Source organism: Eikenella corrodens (genome assembly GCF_900187105.1).
Lineage (GTDB): Bacteria > Pseudomonadota > Gammaproteobacteria > Burkholderiales > Neisseriaceae > Eikenella > Eikenella corrodens.
The window spans coordinates 1,297,873-1,312,565 of record NZ_LT906482.1; the positions used below are offsets into that span (position 1 = coordinate 1,297,873).

Sequence of the window (14,693 nt, forward strand, 5' to 3'; positions counted from 1 at the left end):
TTTGCGGCGGGCAAGATGAAGATTTAAATAAAGCGGCATTTGATGCTGATGAAGGCAGTTGTCGCGCAAAACTAAAGGCACGCCGGAATTGCTTCCGCCGTGCCTTGGCTTTAACTATAGCTTACTGCCGACCTGCTTGGGTGGTGGGGTTGATTAAGATTTCCACACGGCGGTTTTGCGCGCGGCCGCTTTCGGTGGAGTTATCGGCCACCGGCGAGCGTGAGCCGTAGCCCACGGTGCTGATGCGGCTGGCAGCCACGCCGCGGCCGGTGAGGTAGCCGGCTACCGAACGGGCGCGGTTTTTAGACAAGGGGTTGTTGATGCGGTCGTTGCCGGTGTTGTCGGTGTGGCCGGCTACAGTAATGGTGGTTTCCGGATACTGCGTCAGCACATTGGCCACGGTGTTGAGCGAATTTACTGCGTCCGGGCTCAGGCTGGAGCTGTTGGTGGCGAAGGTTACGCCGCTGGGCATGGTCAGCTTGATTTGGTCACCTTGGCGTTGCACTTCCACCGGCGTGTTGGCCAGCTCTTGGCGCAGACGGTTTTCTTGCACGTCCATATAGGCACCGACACCCGCGCCTACCACGCCGCAGCCCAGCGCCGCATTGCGCGCGCCTTTGCTGCCGTGGGTCAGCGCGCCCACCGCGCCGCAGGCTGCCGCGCCGCCGAGGCCGAACAGCGCAGTTTTAGAAATAGTTTGCTGGCCGGTAACCGGATCGGTAACGCAGCCGTTCAGGGCAAAGGTGGCGGCTAGGGTTAATACTGTTAGACGTTTCATCATAATTGATTTCCTTTTGTGGAAGAGTTTGGTGAAAACAAAAAGTTAATATAAAACACGCTGCCTACAGTAGCCACTATAGGCGAGCTGCCGTATAAACAAAAGCCGCTGCGGCAACATTTACCGTTTTCAAAACTTTCCAAAAGTTTGTTTACATTTGCCCGCCATGTGGCTGCAAACAAGGCTTTCGGCTACAATGCCCTTCCCGACAACCCAACAGGCTACCTGAAAATATGTTGTGCCTCTCCCGCCTCCTCCTGCCTGCGCTCGCCTTGTGTGCTGTTGCTTTTGCCCACGCCGAGCTCCCGGCCGGCCTCTATCTATACCAGGGCAACGATGGTGGCAACTACCGCCCCGCCGACGAGCCAGATGCTATTCCGTTCCCGCGTTCACCCTCCATCCATGCCGAGCGGAAAGTTTGTATCCCTGCCGACAGCCAAGCCTGGCTGCAAGAGCAAATAAGTCGGCGCACCACCGGCCTCTATCCCCAGGGCCGGTTTGAAGAACGCCAAACCGACCACGGCCGGGTTTACACCCTGCTCAATCCCGCCCAAGCCAAGCCCGGTTTGGATGCTTATACCGTGAGCATGGTGCTGAAAGAAGACCCGCAAGGGCGCCCTGTTGTTGCCTTCTCCATCAACTCCACCGATACCGAACGCAATTCCGTCCACAACACCCAAGTTAACCAGCACTACACCTACCAAGGCCCAAGCTGTCCCGTCGAAGCCGATAGCAAATAAATTTCAGCTGCACAGAAACTTCGCAGTAGTTTTATTTTCAGGTAGCCTCTAATTTTTAACTAACCACATCCATTGCCACTATGCCAAGCATCTACAACACCCTCACCCGCCAAAAAGAGCCCTTCGCCCCCATCGATCCGAAAAATGTGCGCATGTACGTTTGCGGCATGACCGTGTACGACTACTGCCACCTCGGCCACGCCCGCGTGATGGTGGTGTTCGACATGATTGCCCGTTGGCTGCGCGAATGCGGCTATCCGCTCACTTATGTGCGCAACATCACCGATATCGACGACAAAATCATCGCCCGAGCGGCTGAAAACGGCGAAACCATCGGCGAGCTCACCGCCCGCTTCATCCAAGCCATGCACGAAGATGCCGACGCCTTGGGCGTACTGCGGCCCGACGTTGAACCGAAGGCCACGGAAAACATTCCGCAGATGATTGCCATGATTGAAGCCCTGATTCGCAACGGCAAGGCTTATCCCGCCGCCAACGGCGACGTTTATTATGCCGTGCGCGAGTTTGCCGCTTACGGCCAATTATCCGGCAAATCGCTGGACGACCTGCGCGCGGGCGAGCGCGTGGAAGTGGACGGTTTCAAACGCGACCCGCTTGATTTCGTGCTGTGGAAAGCCGCCAAAGCAGGCGAACCGGCATGGGAAAGCCCGTGGGGCAACGGCCGCCCGGGCTGGCACATCGAATGCTCCGCCATGAGCGACAAGCTGTTCGGCGACACCTTCGACATCCACGGCGGCGGCGCAGATTTGCAGTTCCCGCACCATGAAAACGAAATCGCCCAAAGCGTTGGCGCCAGCGGCCATGTTTGCGGACACGAACACGCGCACACCCACCACGGCCAAAGCATCGCCAGCCACGTTAAATACTGGCTGCACAACGGCTTTATCCGCGTGGACGGCGAAAAAATGTCCAAATCCCTGGGCAACTTCTTCACCATCCGCGACGTGCTGAAGCAATACGATCCCGAAATTGTGCGCTTCTTCATCCTGCGCGCCCACTACCGCAGCCCGCTGAATTATTCGGATGCGCACCTCGACGACGCCAAAAACGCCCTCACCCGCCTCTACAACACCCTGGCCAATGTGCCGCCTGTAGAGTTTCAGGTAGCCTCCGAAGCCAACGACTATACCCGCCGTTTCTTTGCCGCCATGAACGACGATTTCGACACCGTGCAGGCCGTGGCCGTATTGTTTGAGTTGGCAGGCGAAGCCAATAAAACCCAATCTGCCGAGCTTTCCGGCTGCCTCAAAGCCCTTGCCGGCACCATTGGGCTGCTGCAACGTAACCCCACCGAATTCCTGCAAGGCGGCGCGACCGCAAACGGTTTGAGCAACGAAGAAATCGAAGCCCTCATCGCCCGGCGCAAGCAAGCCCGCGCCGACAAAAACTGGGCCGAATCCGACCGCATCCGCGACCTGCTCGCCGAGCAAGGCATCACCCTGCGCGACGGCGCGGACGGCACCAGCTGGACACGCGGCTGATAAGTTTGATGTAAGTAAACAAAGGCTACCTGAAATTTCAGGTAGCCTTTTTTCAGGTAGCCTTTAGCAGGGTATTAGATTCAAGAACCTGACCTACGGCTTTTCAGGTAGCCTGAAAGGGAAAGGGCTACCTGAAGAATATTGGGTTTATCAATCAAACTTACTTGCTGGCCTCCGGTTTAAATGAAGGTGAAAGTAAAACTTTCCTTGCAAAAGAAACAGCTTGTAACTGGTATGAATCTTCCTCTGGGCATCTATCTCCCCTACCCCAAGGATTTGGATTTTGTTCAAACTTAGAATAACCTAGTGCCGGCACAAAAACATACATCGTTTTTTCAGCCATCAACTCATTTGTCTTTGTGTCAATTATCTTTATTGTTGTTCCGGCTATCCAATGCTTGCGGTTTTCCCAAGAAACATCATTCTCATAGGTGACTGCGTAGCGGGCAGGATGTGCTGGATTAGTCTCTTGATTAAACGGCTTGTCATATATATGCCAATTACCACTATAACGAATAATCGAGCCATCTTTTTGCAAAACATCAACATAATCATAGTGCACATGGGAAAAATATGGCAAAAAACTGGCAACATATTCTTCCCGCTTTGATTCACTCTCTACCGCCGCATCCTCCCACATCTGGAGACCTTTGCAAAATCCCCCAAAATCCCCTAAATTTCCACCCAAGACATTTAGGGGATTTCTCATGAGCACCTTCTTCCAGCAAACCGCACAAGCCATGATTGCCAAACACATCGACCGCTTCCCACTATTGAAGTTGGATCAAGTGATTGATTGGCAACCGATCGAACAGTACCTGAATCGTCAAAGAACCCGTTACCTTCGAGACCACCGCGGCCGTCCCGCCTATTCCCTGTTATCCATGTTCAAAGCCGTCCTGCTCGGACAATGGCACAGCCTCTCCGATCCCGAACTCGAACACAGCCTCATCACCCGCATCGATTTCAACCTATTTTGCCGTTTTGACGAGTTGAGCATCCCCGATTACAGCACCTTATGCCGCTACCGCAACTGGCTGGCGCAAGACGACACCCTGTCCGAATTGCTGGAACTGATTAACCGCCAACTGACCGAAAAAAACCTAAAAGTAGAGAAAGCATCCGCCGCCGTCATTGACGCCACCATTATTCAGACCGCCGGCAGCAAACAGCGTCAGGCCATAGAAGTCGATGAAGAAGGACAAGTCAGCGGCCAAACCACACCGAGTAAAGATAAAGATGCCCGTTGGACAAAGAAAAACGGCCTCTACAAACTCGGTTACAAACAACATACCCGTACCGATGAGGAAGGCTATATCGAGAAACTGCACATTACCCCCGCCAATACCCATGAGTGCAACCACCTGTTGCCTTTGCTGGAAGGAATAGCCAAAGACACAACCGTCTATGCCGATAAAGGCTACGACAGTGCGGAAAACCGGCAACATCTGGAAGAGCGTCGACTGCAGGATGGCATTATGCGCAAAGCCCACCGCAACCGCCCGCTGACGGAAGCGCAAACCAAACGCAACCGATATTTGTCGAAGACCCGTTATGTGGTCGAACAAAGCTTCGGTACGTTGCACCGTAAATTCCGCTACGCGCGGGCAGCCTATTTCGGACTGATTAAAGTGAGTGCGCAAAGCCATCTGAAGGCGATGTGTTTAAACCTGTTGAAAGCGGCTAACAGGCTAAGTGTGCCTGTTGCCGCCTAAAAGGCGGCCCGGATGCCTGATTATCGGGTATCCGGGGAGGATTAAGGAGGTATTTGGGTAAAACAGGAGGTATTGGGGGAGGGAAATAGCCGAAAACCTGTGTTTGGGTTCTGGCTGTCAGCGAAAAGGTGAAGAGAGGTATTTTGCAAAGGTCTCATCTGGTCTTTCCGCGGGTTGTAGCGGTTGCTCTGATACTTCTCGTCATCCCCCCGCACTTTCAGCAGCAGGATGCCGTCCACATTGTCCGCCGTGCGGTAGATCTTCTCGCCGGCGTTTTGGCACAGCTGGTCGAAACGGGCTTTGGCGGGATCGTAGCGTTTGCGCCATTCGGCCACTTTTTCGGCATTCTCCCGCTCTTCCTGCCAGACGAGCGCTTTAGGAAACAGAAAAAACAGCGCTGCCACAACAAGCCCGGGAGCTGGCAACAGCCATGGGTATTTCTTCAAAAACTTGGGCTGGGCTTTGTAGCATAGAAAGATCGAGCCTAGCGCACATACCAGCATCGTGCCCCAATACAGCATGGCGATTAATTGGGTGATGTCTCTTAACGTGATCATGTTTTTCCTAGTTAATTTTGTTTGGGGCTGTCCTAGATAACCAGGAATATTCAAAATTGATTAAAATATTCCTATGAGAAAAAGTCGCCTCAGCCAGCCCGTTCAAAACAAACTGATCGAATTGTTCGTTGCAGGAGCAACCGCCCGTACTGCCGCCGAATTGGCCGGAGTCAATAAAAACACCGCTGCCTACTACTTTCACCGTTTACGCTTGCTTATCTTTAATCGTTGCGAACACTTGGAAATGTTTGATGGCGAAGTAGAAGCAGATGAAAGCTATTTTGGCGGCTGCCGCAAAGGCAAACGCGGTCGCGGAGCAGCCGGAAAAGTGGTGGTATTCGGACTGTTGAAGCGTAACGGTAAGGTTTACACCGTTACCGTGGCCAATACTCAGTCGGCTACCCTGCTGCCGATTATCCGGGAGAAGGTAAGGCCGGACAGTGTGGTCTATACTGATTGCCACAGTGCCTACAATGTATTGGATGTTAGCGAGTTTAACCACTTGCGCATCAATCACCGCACCTGTTTTGCAGACAGGCAAAACCACATTAACGGGATTGAGAACTTCTGGAGTCAGGCCAAACGCCATTTGCGTAAATTCAACGGCATTCCGAAAAAGCATTTCGAACTGTATTTGAAAGAGTGCGAATGGCGATTTAACAACAATGAAATGAAATCTCAAATTGCCATGTTAAAACAAATGGTAAAAGATAGTCTAACCTAGTTATCTAGGACAGCCCCTTTTGTTTTGCCCGGCAGCAGCATATCCGGAATCTTAGAGGCTACCTGAAAACCTTTCCTTTGCTCTTTACCAATCTTCACCGCTTGTTTTCAGGTAGCCCAATACCCGTCAAACAAAAACACCGCTGTGCGCAGCATGAAGGGCATGCTGGCGGCAGCGGTGTTGTTGTGTGGTACGGCGGTACGGCGTGTTCGCGGGGGAATCCATTTGGGCTCCGGATTGGGTCGTATCGGTACGGCATGGTAGCCTGCGGGGGCGGCGGCTGGCAAGCCGATGGCGGGGCTATCGCTGGTGTTGCACCAGCCAATCGCTGGCTTGGGCGATGTCGGCGGCGATTTGCGCCTGCAGCTCGGGCAGGCCGGGGAATTTGGCTTCGTCGCGCAGTTTGTGCAGGAAGTCGATGCACAGGCGTTGGCCGTAGAGTTGGTCGGCAAAGTCGAACAGGTGGGCTTCCAGTTTTTGTGTGGGCAGGCTGGATACGGTGGGGTTTCGGCCGAAGCTGGCCACGCCGTAGCGTGTGCCGAATGTGCCGTGGGCGGCGATGACGAATACGCCGCAGAGGGGGTAGCGGTGCGGGGGGAGGTGGAGGTTGGCGGTGGGGCAGCCGATGGTGCGGCCGAGCTTGGCGCCGTGTTTCACGCGGCCGCTGAGGGAATAGGGGTGGCCGAGCAGGCTTTCGGCGTAGCCGAGGCGGCCTTCGCTGAGGGCTTGGCGCACGAGGGTGCTGCTGGCACGCACGTCTTGCACCATCACGGAGGGGGTGCGCTCGGTGGTGAATTCGGGGCAGCGGCTGAGGAGGCTGAAATCGCCTTGGCGGCCGGCGCCGAAGCGGAAGTCGTCGCCGATGAGCAGGTGGCGGGTGTGCAGCTGTTCGATGAGCAGGTGTTGGATGAAGTCGGCGGCGGATACGGCTGCGAGGCCGGCGTTGAAACGCAGCACCCATACGGCATCGAGGCAGCCGGTGTCGCGCAGCAGGCGCAGTTTTTCGCGCAGGGGGCTGAGGCGGAAGGGTTTTTCCACGCTGCGCTGCCGGCTGAAAAATTCTTGCGGCTGGGGCTCGAATACGATGGCCACGGCGGCGAGGCCGCGCTCGTCGGCTTCATGGCGCAGGCGTTCGAGGATATGGCGGTGGCCGAGGTGGACGCCGTCGAAATTGCCGATGGTAACGGCGCTGCCGTGCGGGTGCGGGCGGAATACGGTGTTGCCGAAGCGGATGTTCATGGCGGGCGGGGTGGGAAAAAGGGGCTATTGTAGCGGGAAGGGCGGATTAAAGCACCCGGTGCGGTATGAGTGGCGATAAGGCTACCTGAAACTTTCGGCCTGGCGGGACGCCTTGTGTTGATTTGCACGGCGTTGCAGCGGAGGTTTTCAGGTAGCCTTTCTGTTTCCGCTTGTTATGCGGCGGCTTCGGTATCCCAGCTCAGGAGTGCCCATTTCATGGCGAAGGGGGCTTCGGCGAATTGGCTGTGGTGGCGCTGGAAGAATTGGGTGAGGAGTTGGGTGTGTTCGGGGGTGAGCGTGCCGTAGGCGGCGGCCATGCGCTGCAGGAAGTCGGGCAGTTGGGTGCAGTCGGCGAGGCGGCCGGGGGTGGTGATGTAGCTGAGGATGGGGTCGTAGCCCATTTGATAGAGGATGTTGAGGGCGTAGATGTAGCTGGGGTAGGGGCTGCGCTCTTGGCCGAGCAGGCGGCTGATTTGGGGCGGGTTGAAATGGCCGTCGGCGAGGATGGTGAAATACACGCTGCGGCGGGCGTGGGCGCTGAGTTTGGCAAAGAGGGCGGCGAGGTCGCGGTCAAGCCCGCTGCGGGAGGAAACGACGATGTCGCACACGGGCACGTTGTGCCAGCTGTCTTCTTTGCTCAGGTGGATGGGGGTGATGTTGACGAGGCCGGCGGCTTGGGCGTTGCTTTCCAAACAACGGAGCATGCCGCTGCTGTAGTCGAGGCCGTAGAGGCGCTGCACTTTGGGGGCGAGGCGCAGGGCGAGGGTGCCGGGGCCGCAGCCGACGTCGAGCAGGGTGTCGCCGGGGCGGAGGTGCATTCGGGCGATAAAGGCATCGGCGTAGGGGCTGGGCTGGAGGATTTTGGCGCTGAAGCTGGGGGCTTTGTCGTCCCATTCGGCGGCGGGCTTTTCGCTGAAGCCGAGTTCGGCCATGCGATCGCAGTAGACGGCGGCGAAGTCGATGGGCAGGGGGCGGTGGTGGGGCATGAGACTACCTGAAAGTGGTGTCAGGCTGGAGGGGGTGGATTGTTGCGGGACTACCAACTCAGCGCACGGGATAACGGCGGACGCAGCTGTTTGCGGCAGCGCTCATCTGGCGTTCGAGGACGGGATTGCTTTGGCCTCGGTCGTAGGCGGTGGTAACGCGTTGCCATTCGCGGGCGCTGTAGCGGCTGCGCAGTGTGTCGTAGGTGCAGGCGCATAGGCGGCGCAGCTGGGCGGTGTTGGTACGACTGTTGAACCGCGAGGTGCATTGGGCGATGAAGCCACTGCGGGAAGTGCCGACCGCGGAATTGGAGGCGCAGGCGGTAAGGGCGAGTAGAACGGATAGAAAGAGGATGGGTTTCATAGCGGGTTTCCTTGGTAGCTGTGGTTTTCAGGTAGCCTCTGCCGGCTTGAGGCTACCTGAAAAAGGGTTGGGGCTGAAACTCAGCGGGAGAGGTGGCGGCGCACGCAGGTATTGGCGGCTTCATTCATGCGGCGGTTGAGCACGGGATCGCGGTCGGGGTTGGTGTCGTTGTTGATATGTTGCTGCCATTGGGCGGTGGTGTAGCGGCTGCGCAGGGTGTCGTAGGTGCAGGCGCAGATGCGGCGAGTTTGGGCGGGGGTGCCGATGTTGCGGGAAGTGCAGAGATCGAGGAAGGCGCTGCGGTGGCTGGCAATGCTGCGGCGGTTGGGGTTGGCATTGGCGTTGGGGCGGGCGGCACATTGGCGCACGCTGCTGATGAAATAGCGGCCCAGCGGGGTGTTGGGGTTGGCGGGCTGGCGAATCCAGTTGTGGCCGTAGCGGCTGCTGACTTTGTCGTAGGCGCAAGCGCAAACGTCGGCGGCTTGGTTGGGGGTCATCCGCCATTCGGCGGCGTTGTCGGCGCAGGCGTTGACGAAGCTGCTGCGCGGGGTGGTGGGAGCTTGGTTGGCAGTATTGCTGCCGGTGGTTTGGCAGGCGGCGAGGGCGGTGAGGACAAGTACTGCGGGGAACAGTCGGCGAATAAGCATGATGAGTTTCCTTAAGCAGTGGGGTTTGTGTTTTCAGGTAGCCTTTATGATGACGGAAAGGCTACCTGAAAATTGGGTTTGAATCATGCCGCATTTATCGGGACATATGGCGGGAGACGCATTGCCGGGTGGCGGTGTCGATGAAGCGGGTGAGTTCGGGTTTGTTACCGATGTCTTGGCTGTCGAGGGCTTGCGGCCAGTTGCTGCCGTAGCGGCTGCTGATTTGGTCGAAAGTGCAGGCGCAGATATTGGCTGCAGATTGGCGGGAAATGCCGGTGGTTGCGGTTTCGCCAGTGCAGCGGCTGATAAACAAATCGCGCGTGCTGTAGGTGGGGCCATTGGCGGCGGCGCTAGGGATGAGGGCGAGCAGGAATAGGGCGGGGAGGAGTTTTTTAAACATAATATTTTGATGTGGATGAGTGAAGAATAAAAATTAGGCAGCCTGCAAAACAGCGGGCTGCCTGTGTGCCGTTTAGCGGTGGTTGAGGTGGCGATTGATGCACGCTTCGGTGTTGCGGCGCATACGGCTTTCAAACTGCGGGTCGTTGCCGGTGCGGTCGTAGGCATCCAGCGTGGCTTTCCAGCGGGTGCCGTATTGTTTGCCGGTTTCGTCGAAGGTGCAGGAGCAGAGGGTGCGGGCCATTTGCTGGTTCAGGGAGCTGCCTCCGGAAGTGGCGGATTGTGTACAGGCGCTCACGAATTCGTTGCGCATTTGCTGCAGGGTTTTGGCCTGGGCGGCAGGAGCGGCAACGGCGGCCAATACGGCTGCGGCAAACAGATATTTTTTCATTTGTGATTTCCTTTTGAAATATGATGAATGAGGAACGAAGCCGCATTGTGCCGTTTGGCGGGGGAGTTGTCTATAGCCGAAGTGCTTTATAGAGAGAACATTCGGGCGGGGCAAAGGCTACCTGAAAACATGATTCGGTTGAAACCATATTTTCAGGTAGCCTTATGGTGGCTCTTGTTTGGATGATTGTTAAGCGACTACGCCCAAAATCACGCTGCCGGCTTTGAAAATGGCGGTAACACTTTGGCCGGGGTGCAAATCGAGGGTTTCGGTGCTTTGCATGGTGATGCCGGCAGTGAGGATGAGGCCGCCGCCGATGTCGACGGACACAATGGAGTTCACCGCGCCGCGTTCAACATGGGTAATTTGGCCGCTGAGCTGGTTGCGGGCGGAGAGTTTCATCGGGTGCAAGTCGGTAGCCACGATGATGTTGCCGGCTTTGATGAGGGCGGTGGCGATACCGCCTTCGGCCAGGCCGAGCTCGCGGCAGCTTTCTTCGGTTACGGTGGCTACCAGCTCGGCGCCATTTTCAAGTACAAGCGTGATTTCACTGGTTACCGGGCCGTGTTTGATAGATTTGATTTTGCCACTGAATTGGTTGCGTGCGCTGGTTTTCATGGTGGATTTTCCTTTTGTAGCGGGTAGATAAAGTGTGCATTCTAACTGATTTGTACTGAGTTTAAATTGGGCTGCTGCAAAAACCATCCAAAAGGCTGAGCTATCTAATCCTTTCGAACTAGACAAGGCTTAGTCTAATGAATGGCTGTTAAACCTGTTGGAAGCATGTTTTTTGCTGCTTGCTTGTTTTATAGTTCAATCCACTGAGTATAAAAGTATTTCGGTTTTGAGAATAGCTTTGCACAGGAAGGCCTTTGCACGGTTTTTGCTGGCAAAGCATACACATAGGGATCGCACATGAGCCATTTCTTAGACCGCCTGACCTTCTTCAGGCAAAAGCGCGAGCCGTTTTCTAATGGTCACGGCGTTTTAACCAACGAAGACCGCAAGTGGGAAAATGCCTACCGTAGCCGCTGGTCGCACGACAAAATCGCCCGTTCTACCCACGGCGTGAACTGTACCGGTTCATGCTCGTGGAAAATCTACGTTAAAAACGGCATCATCACCTGGGAAACCCAGCAGACCGACTATCCGCGCACCCGCCCGGACCTGCCCAATCACGAACCCCGCGGCTGCCCGCGCGGTGCGTCTTACAGCTGGTATGTTTACTCTGCCCAGCGTATCAAATATCCGATGATGCGCGGCGCGCTGGCCGAACTGTGGCGCGAAGCACGCAAAACCAAAGACCCGATCGAAGCATGGAAATGGATTGTGGAAGACCCCGAGCGCTCCAAATCCTACAAATCCCAGCGCGGTTTGGGCGGCTTCGTGCGTTCTAACTGGGACGAAGCTTATGAAATGGTGGCCGCAGCCAACTGCTACACCATCAAGAAATACGGCCCCGACCGTGTTATCGGCTTCTCGCCGATTCCTGCCATGTCAATGATCAGCTACGCTGCAGGCGCGCGCTATCTTGGTTTGATCGGCGGCGTGCCGCTGTCGTTCTACGACTGGTATTGCGACCTGCCGCCTGCTTCGCCGCAGACTTGGGGCGAACAGACCGACGTGGCCGAATCTGCCGACTGGTACAACTCCAACTATCTTCTGGTCTGGGGTTCTAACATCCCGATGACCCGTACCCCCGATGCTCACTTCTACACTGAAGTGCGCTACAAAGGCACCAAAACTGTTGCCGTGTCGTCCGACTTCGGCGAAATGGCCAAGTTCAGCGACATCTGGCTCGCGCCGCGCCAAGGCACGGATGCTGCGCTGGCGATGGCGATGGGGCACGTTATCCTCAAAGAGTTCCACATCGACAATCCGTCCGACTATTTCCAAGACTACTGCCGTCGCCTGACTGATATGCCTGTGCTGGTGTGCTTGAAAGAAGATGGCGAAGGCTACCGCCCGGAATACACTCTGCGCGCCTCCCATTTGAGCAACAACTTCGGCGAAGAGAAGAATCCCGATTGGAAAGTGCTGGCGTGGAACGAGAAAACCGACAGCCTGATGCTGCCCAATGGCTCCATCGGCTTCCGTTGGGACGGCAGCCAAAAATGGAATCTGGAAACCAAGGCGCAGGATGATCAAGACGTTCAAGCGGCCTTGTCGCTGAAAACGTGCGCCGATGACGTGGTGCGCGTCGGTTTCGACTACTTCGGCGGCGAATTCGACGAAGAAAAAACCTTCCGCAAAGTGCCGGTGAAACGCATCACCCTGGCCGACGGCAGCAGCCAATTGGTGGCCACCGTGTTCGATCTTTTGGTGGCGCAATACGGCGTGGACAACGGCTTGGGCGACGAGAACGTGGCCAAAGACTATTTTGACGACAAGCCCTACACGCCGAAATGGCAGGAAAAACACACCGGCGTCGCTCCCGAACGCGTGATTCAGGTAGCCCGCGAGTTCGCCCAAAACGCGCACGATACCAAAGGCCGCTCGATGATTATCGTCGGCGCCGGCCTGAACCACTGGTATTACCTGGACATGAACTATCGCGGCCTGATCAACATGCTGATGATGTGCGGCACCATCGGCAAGTCCGGCGGCGGCTGGTGCCATTATGTGGGACAGGAAAAACTGCGTCCGCAGTCCGGCTGGGCGCCGCTGACTTTCGCGCTCGACTGGCACCGCCCCGCGCGCCAGATGGCCGGTACTTCATTCTTCTACGGTCACACCGGCCAGTATCGCCACGAAACCGTGTCCGCCGATGAGTTACTTACGTCCGACGCTGGCGACGATATGCGCCGCCTGACCATGATCGACTACAACGCCAAAGCTGCCCGCATGGGTTGGACGCCGAGCGCGCCGCAGTTGGAAACCAATCCGCTGGATATAACCGATGCGGCCGAAAAAGCCGGCATGAATCCTGTGGATTACACTGTGAAAGGTTTGAAGGACGGCACGCTGGAGATGTCTTGCGACGATCCGGAAAACCCGAAAAACTGGCCGCGCAATATGTTTATTTGGCGCTCCAACATTTTGGGCTCTTCCGGCAAAGGCCACGAATATTTCCTGAAATACCTGCTCGGCACGCAAAACGGCCTGATGAGCGACGAAGACGATTGCCTGAAGCCGGCCGAAGTGAAGCAGCGGGAAGGTGTGGAAGGCAAGCTGGATTTGTTCACGCTCCTAGATTTCCGCATGAACACCACCTGCCTGTACGCCGACGTGATTTTCCCGACCGCCACTTGGTACGAGAAACACGATCTGAACACGTCCGACATGCACCCGTTCATCCATCCGTTTACCGAAGCGGTGCAGCCTTTGTGGCAGAGCAAGTCCGACTGGGAAATCTATAAAGGCCTGGCCAAAAAATTCAGCGAGCTGGCCAAAGACTATCTGGGCGTGCGCAAAGACATCGTGCTCACCCCGCTGATGCACGATAGCCCGCAGGAACTCGGCCAGCCCTTTGACCCGAAAGACTGGAAACTGGGCGAGTGCGAGCCGATTCCGGGCAAAACCATGCCCGCGATGACCGTGGTGGAACGCGACTACGGTGCGGTTTACGAGAAATTCACTTCTATCGGCCCCTTGCTGGAAAAAGTGAACAACAACGGCAAAGGCATGGCGTGGGATACCAAGCACGAAGTGGACTTCTTGCGCAAACTCAACGGCGTGCAGCCTGAAGGTGCGGGCAAAGGCCAGCCGAGAATCGAAACCGCCATCGATGCGGCCGAAATGGTTTTGACCTTGGCGCCGGAAACCAACGGCCACGTTTCGAAAAAAGCTTGGCAGTCGCTGGGCAAAATCACCGGCCGCGACCATACGCATCTGATTAATGCCAGCGAGCACACGCAAATCCGCTTCCGCGACATCGTCGCCCAGCCGCGCAAGATTGTTACCTCGCCGATTTGGTCGGGCGTGGAGAGCGAAGAAGTGTGCTACACCGCAGGCTATACCAACGTGCACGAGCTGATTCCGTGGCGCACGCTCACCGGCCGCCAGCAGTTCTACCAAGACCACAAATGGATGCGCGATTTCGGTGCGGCCTTCTGCGTGTACCGCCCCGCCGTGGACACCAAAACCACCAAGAAACTCTTGGGCAAAATGCCCAACGGCAATCCGGAAATCACGCTCAACTTCCTCACGCCGCACCAGAAATGGGGTATCCACAGCACCTATTCGGAAAACCTGCGTATGCTCACGCTCGGTCGTGGCGGCCCGCACGTGTGGATTTCCGAAATCGATGCCAAGAAAGCAGGTTTGGTAGATAACGACTGGGTGGAAGTGTTCAACACCAACGGTTCGATTGCCTGCCGTGTGATTGTGAGCCAGCGTATTCCTGAAACCATGATTTTGATGTACCACGCTCAGGAAAAATTGGTGCACACGCCTGCGGCGGAAACCACCAAGAAACGCGGCGGCATCCACAACTCGGTAACCAAGGCGGTTTTGAACCCGACCCACATGATAGGCGGCTATGCGCAGCTGGCGTACAGCTTCAACTATTACGGTACGGTCGGCTCCAACCGCGACGAGTGGGTAATTGTCCGCAAGATGAAGGACATCGACTGGATGGACGAACCCGCCGATCAGGCATAAGGTTTTTCAGGTAGCCTCCTGCTACACAAAAGGCTACCTGAAAACCGGATAA

At 56.3% G+C, this 14,693-nt stretch carries 16 protein-coding genes; 5 read left to right on the plus strand and 11 right to left on the minus strand.

All coding sequences use genetic code 11. The annotated features are described in order from the left end of the window. Positions 1-121: 121 nt before the first annotated feature. A complete protein-coding gene (locus CKV94_RS06510; protein ID WP_003823918.1) occupies positions 122-781 on the minus strand; it encodes an OmpA family protein in 660 nt (219 codons plus the stop codon). Positions 782-1,011: 230 nt separating this feature from the next. Here CKV94_RS06510 and CKV94_RS06515 point away from each other — a divergent pair, with 230 nt between their 5' ends. Together CKV94_RS06515 and cysS are read left to right on the plus strand one after the other, a co-directional pair. Then, the gene (locus tag CKV94_RS06515) at positions 1,012-1,518 is read left to right on the plus strand and encodes a hypothetical protein (protein ID WP_003823920.1); all 507 of its coding nucleotides are present in this window, start codon (positions 1,012-1,014) and stop codon (positions 1,516-1,518) included. Between the two features lie 80 nt (positions 1,519-1,598). Further along, positions 1,599-3,020: a cysteine--tRNA ligase gene (gene cysS / locus CKV94_RS06520; RefSeq protein WP_003823921.1), complete on the plus strand. Its 1,422-nt coding sequence runs from the start codon at positions 1,599-1,601 to the stop codon at positions 3,018-3,020. A 160-nt stretch (positions 3,021-3,180) separates the two neighbouring features. Here the strand turns inward: cysS and CKV94_RS11370 are convergent, their stop codons facing one another. Next, entirely contained in the window at positions 3,181-3,729 is a 549-nt protein-coding gene (locus CKV94_RS11370) for a hypothetical protein (protein ID WP_197696253.1), read from the minus strand. Between CKV94_RS11370 and CKV94_RS06530 the strand changes: the two genes are divergently transcribed. Beyond that, positions 3,728-4,735, plus strand: coding sequence for an IS5 family transposase (locus CKV94_RS06530; RefSeq protein ID WP_003825078.1), 1,008 nt, complete (start codon positions 3,728-3,730; stop codon positions 4,733-4,735). The genes CKV94_RS11370 and CKV94_RS06530 overlap by 2 nt on opposite strands. A 41-nt stretch (positions 4,736-4,776) precedes the next feature. Here the strand turns inward: CKV94_RS06530 and CKV94_RS11180 are convergent, their stop codons facing one another. Beyond that, positions 4,777-5,292, minus strand: a complete 516-nt coding sequence (locus CKV94_RS11180) for a hypothetical protein (RefSeq protein ID WP_157727253.1) — start codon at positions 5,290-5,292, stop codon at positions 4,777-4,779. 73 nt (positions 5,293-5,365) lie between these two features. Here CKV94_RS11180 and CKV94_RS06540 point away from each other — a divergent pair, with 73 nt between their 5' ends. Then, positions 5,366-6,016: an IS1595-like element ISEco1 family transposase gene (locus CKV94_RS06540; RefSeq protein WP_064103257.1), complete on the plus strand. Its 651-nt coding sequence runs from the start codon at positions 5,366-5,368 to the stop codon at positions 6,014-6,016. 107 nt (positions 6,017-6,123) lie between these two features. Here the strand turns inward: CKV94_RS06540 and CKV94_RS11185 are convergent, their stop codons facing one another. The 8 genes from CKV94_RS11185 to CKV94_RS06575 all read right to left on the minus strand — a co-directional run bounded on the left by CKV94_RS11185 (position 6,124) and on the right by CKV94_RS06575 (position 10,657). Continuing rightward, positions 6,124-6,303, minus strand: coding sequence for a hypothetical protein (locus CKV94_RS11185; protein WP_003823925.1), 180 nt, complete (start codon positions 6,301-6,303; stop codon positions 6,124-6,126). A 13-nt stretch (positions 6,304-6,316) separates the two neighbouring features. Further along, positions 6,317-7,255, minus strand: coding sequence for a bifunctional riboflavin kinase/FAD synthetase (gene ribF, locus CKV94_RS06545; protein ID WP_003823926.1), 939 nt, complete (start codon positions 7,253-7,255; stop codon positions 6,317-6,319). A 173-nt stretch (positions 7,256-7,428) separates the two neighbouring features. Continuing rightward, on the minus strand, positions 7,429-8,241 hold the full coding sequence (locus tag CKV94_RS06550) for a class I SAM-dependent methyltransferase (protein WP_035580702.1): 813 nt from the start codon (positions 8,239-8,241) through the stop codon (positions 7,429-7,431). Positions 8,242-8,299: 58 nt separating this feature from the next. Further along, entirely contained in the window at positions 8,300-8,602 is a 303-nt protein-coding gene (locus tag CKV94_RS06555; protein WP_003823929.1) for a hypothetical protein, read from the minus strand. A gap of 80 nt (positions 8,603-8,682) precedes the next feature. Then, positions 8,683-9,249 carry a hypothetical protein gene (locus CKV94_RS06560; protein ID WP_035580704.1) on the minus strand — a complete coding sequence of 189 codons (567 nt, stop codon included), beginning with the start codon at positions 9,247-9,249 and terminating at the stop codon, positions 8,683-8,685. 94 nt (positions 9,250-9,343) lie between these two features. Continuing rightward, positions 9,344-9,649: a hypothetical protein gene (locus CKV94_RS06565; protein ID WP_003823932.1), complete on the minus strand. Its 306-nt coding sequence runs from the start codon at positions 9,647-9,649 to the stop codon at positions 9,344-9,346. A 72-nt stretch (positions 9,650-9,721) separates the two neighbouring features. After that, a complete protein-coding gene (locus tag CKV94_RS06570) occupies positions 9,722-10,039 on the minus strand; it encodes a hypothetical protein (RefSeq protein ID WP_003823933.1) in 318 nt (105 codons plus the stop codon). 189 nt (positions 10,040-10,228) lie between these two features. Further along, entirely contained in the window at positions 10,229-10,657 is a 429-nt protein-coding gene (locus tag CKV94_RS06575; protein ID WP_035580707.1) for a TOBE domain-containing protein, read from the minus strand. 297 nt (positions 10,658-10,954) lie between these two features. Here CKV94_RS06575 and CKV94_RS06580 point away from each other — a divergent pair, with 297 nt between their 5' ends. Next, complete coding sequence (locus CKV94_RS06580) at positions 10,955-14,641, plus strand: nitrate reductase subunit alpha (RefSeq protein ID WP_003823938.1); 3,687 nt, start codon at positions 10,955-10,957, stop codon at positions 14,639-14,641. Positions 14,642-14,693 lie beyond the last annotated feature (52 nt).

Excerpts from the sequence above, each read along its gene's own strand:
- CKV94_RS06510 (WP_003823918.1), bottom strand. The coding sequence starts at position 781 with ATGATGAAACGTCTAACAGTATTAACCCTAGCCGCCACCTTTGCCCTG.
- CKV94_RS06515 (WP_003823920.1), top strand. The coding sequence starts at position 1,012 with ATGTTGTGCCTCTCCCGCCTCCTCCTGCCTGCGCTCGCCTTGTGTGCT.
- cysS (WP_003823921.1), top strand. The coding sequence starts at position 1,599 with ATGCCAAGCATCTACAACACCCTCACCCGCCAAAAAGAGCCCTTCGCC.
- CKV94_RS06530 (WP_003825078.1), top strand. The coding sequence starts at position 3,728 with ATGAGCACCTTCTTCCAGCAAACCGCACAAGCCATGATTGCCAAACAC.
- CKV94_RS11370 (WP_197696253.1), bottom strand. The coding sequence starts at position 3,729 with ATGAGAAATCCCCTAAATGTCTTGGGTGGAAATTTAGGGGATTTTGGG.
- CKV94_RS11180 (WP_157727253.1), bottom strand. The coding sequence starts at position 5,292 with ATGATCACGTTAAGAGACATCACCCAATTAATCGCCATGCTGTATTGG.
- CKV94_RS06540 (WP_064103257.1), top strand. The coding sequence starts at position 5,366 with ATGAGAAAAAGTCGCCTCAGCCAGCCCGTTCAAAACAAACTGATCGAA.
- ribF (WP_003823926.1), bottom strand. The coding sequence starts at position 7,255 with ATGAACATCCGCTTCGGCAACACCGTATTCCGCCCGCACCCGCACGGC.
- CKV94_RS06550 (WP_035580702.1), bottom strand. The coding sequence starts at position 8,241 with ATGCCCCACCACCGCCCCCTGCCCATCGACTTCGCCGCCGTCTACTGC.
- CKV94_RS06555 (WP_003823929.1), bottom strand. The coding sequence starts at position 8,602 with ATGAAACCCATCCTCTTTCTATCCGTTCTACTCGCCCTTACCGCCTGC.
- CKV94_RS06560 (WP_035580704.1), bottom strand. The coding sequence starts at position 9,249 with ATGCTTATTCGCCGACTGTTCCCCGCAGTACTTGTCCTCACCGCCCTC.
- CKV94_RS06565 (WP_003823932.1), bottom strand. The coding sequence starts at position 9,649 with ATGTTTAAAAAACTCCTCCCCGCCCTATTCCTGCTCGCCCTCATCCCT.
- CKV94_RS06570 (WP_003823933.1), bottom strand. The coding sequence starts at position 10,039 with ATGAAAAAATATCTGTTTGCCGCAGCCGTATTGGCCGCCGTTGCCGCT.
- CKV94_RS06575 (WP_035580707.1), bottom strand. The coding sequence starts at position 10,657 with ATGAAAACCAGCGCACGCAACCAATTCAGTGGCAAAATCAAATCTATC.
- CKV94_RS06580 (WP_003823938.1), top strand. The coding sequence starts at position 10,955 with ATGAGCCATTTCTTAGACCGCCTGACCTTCTTCAGGCAAAAGCGCGAG.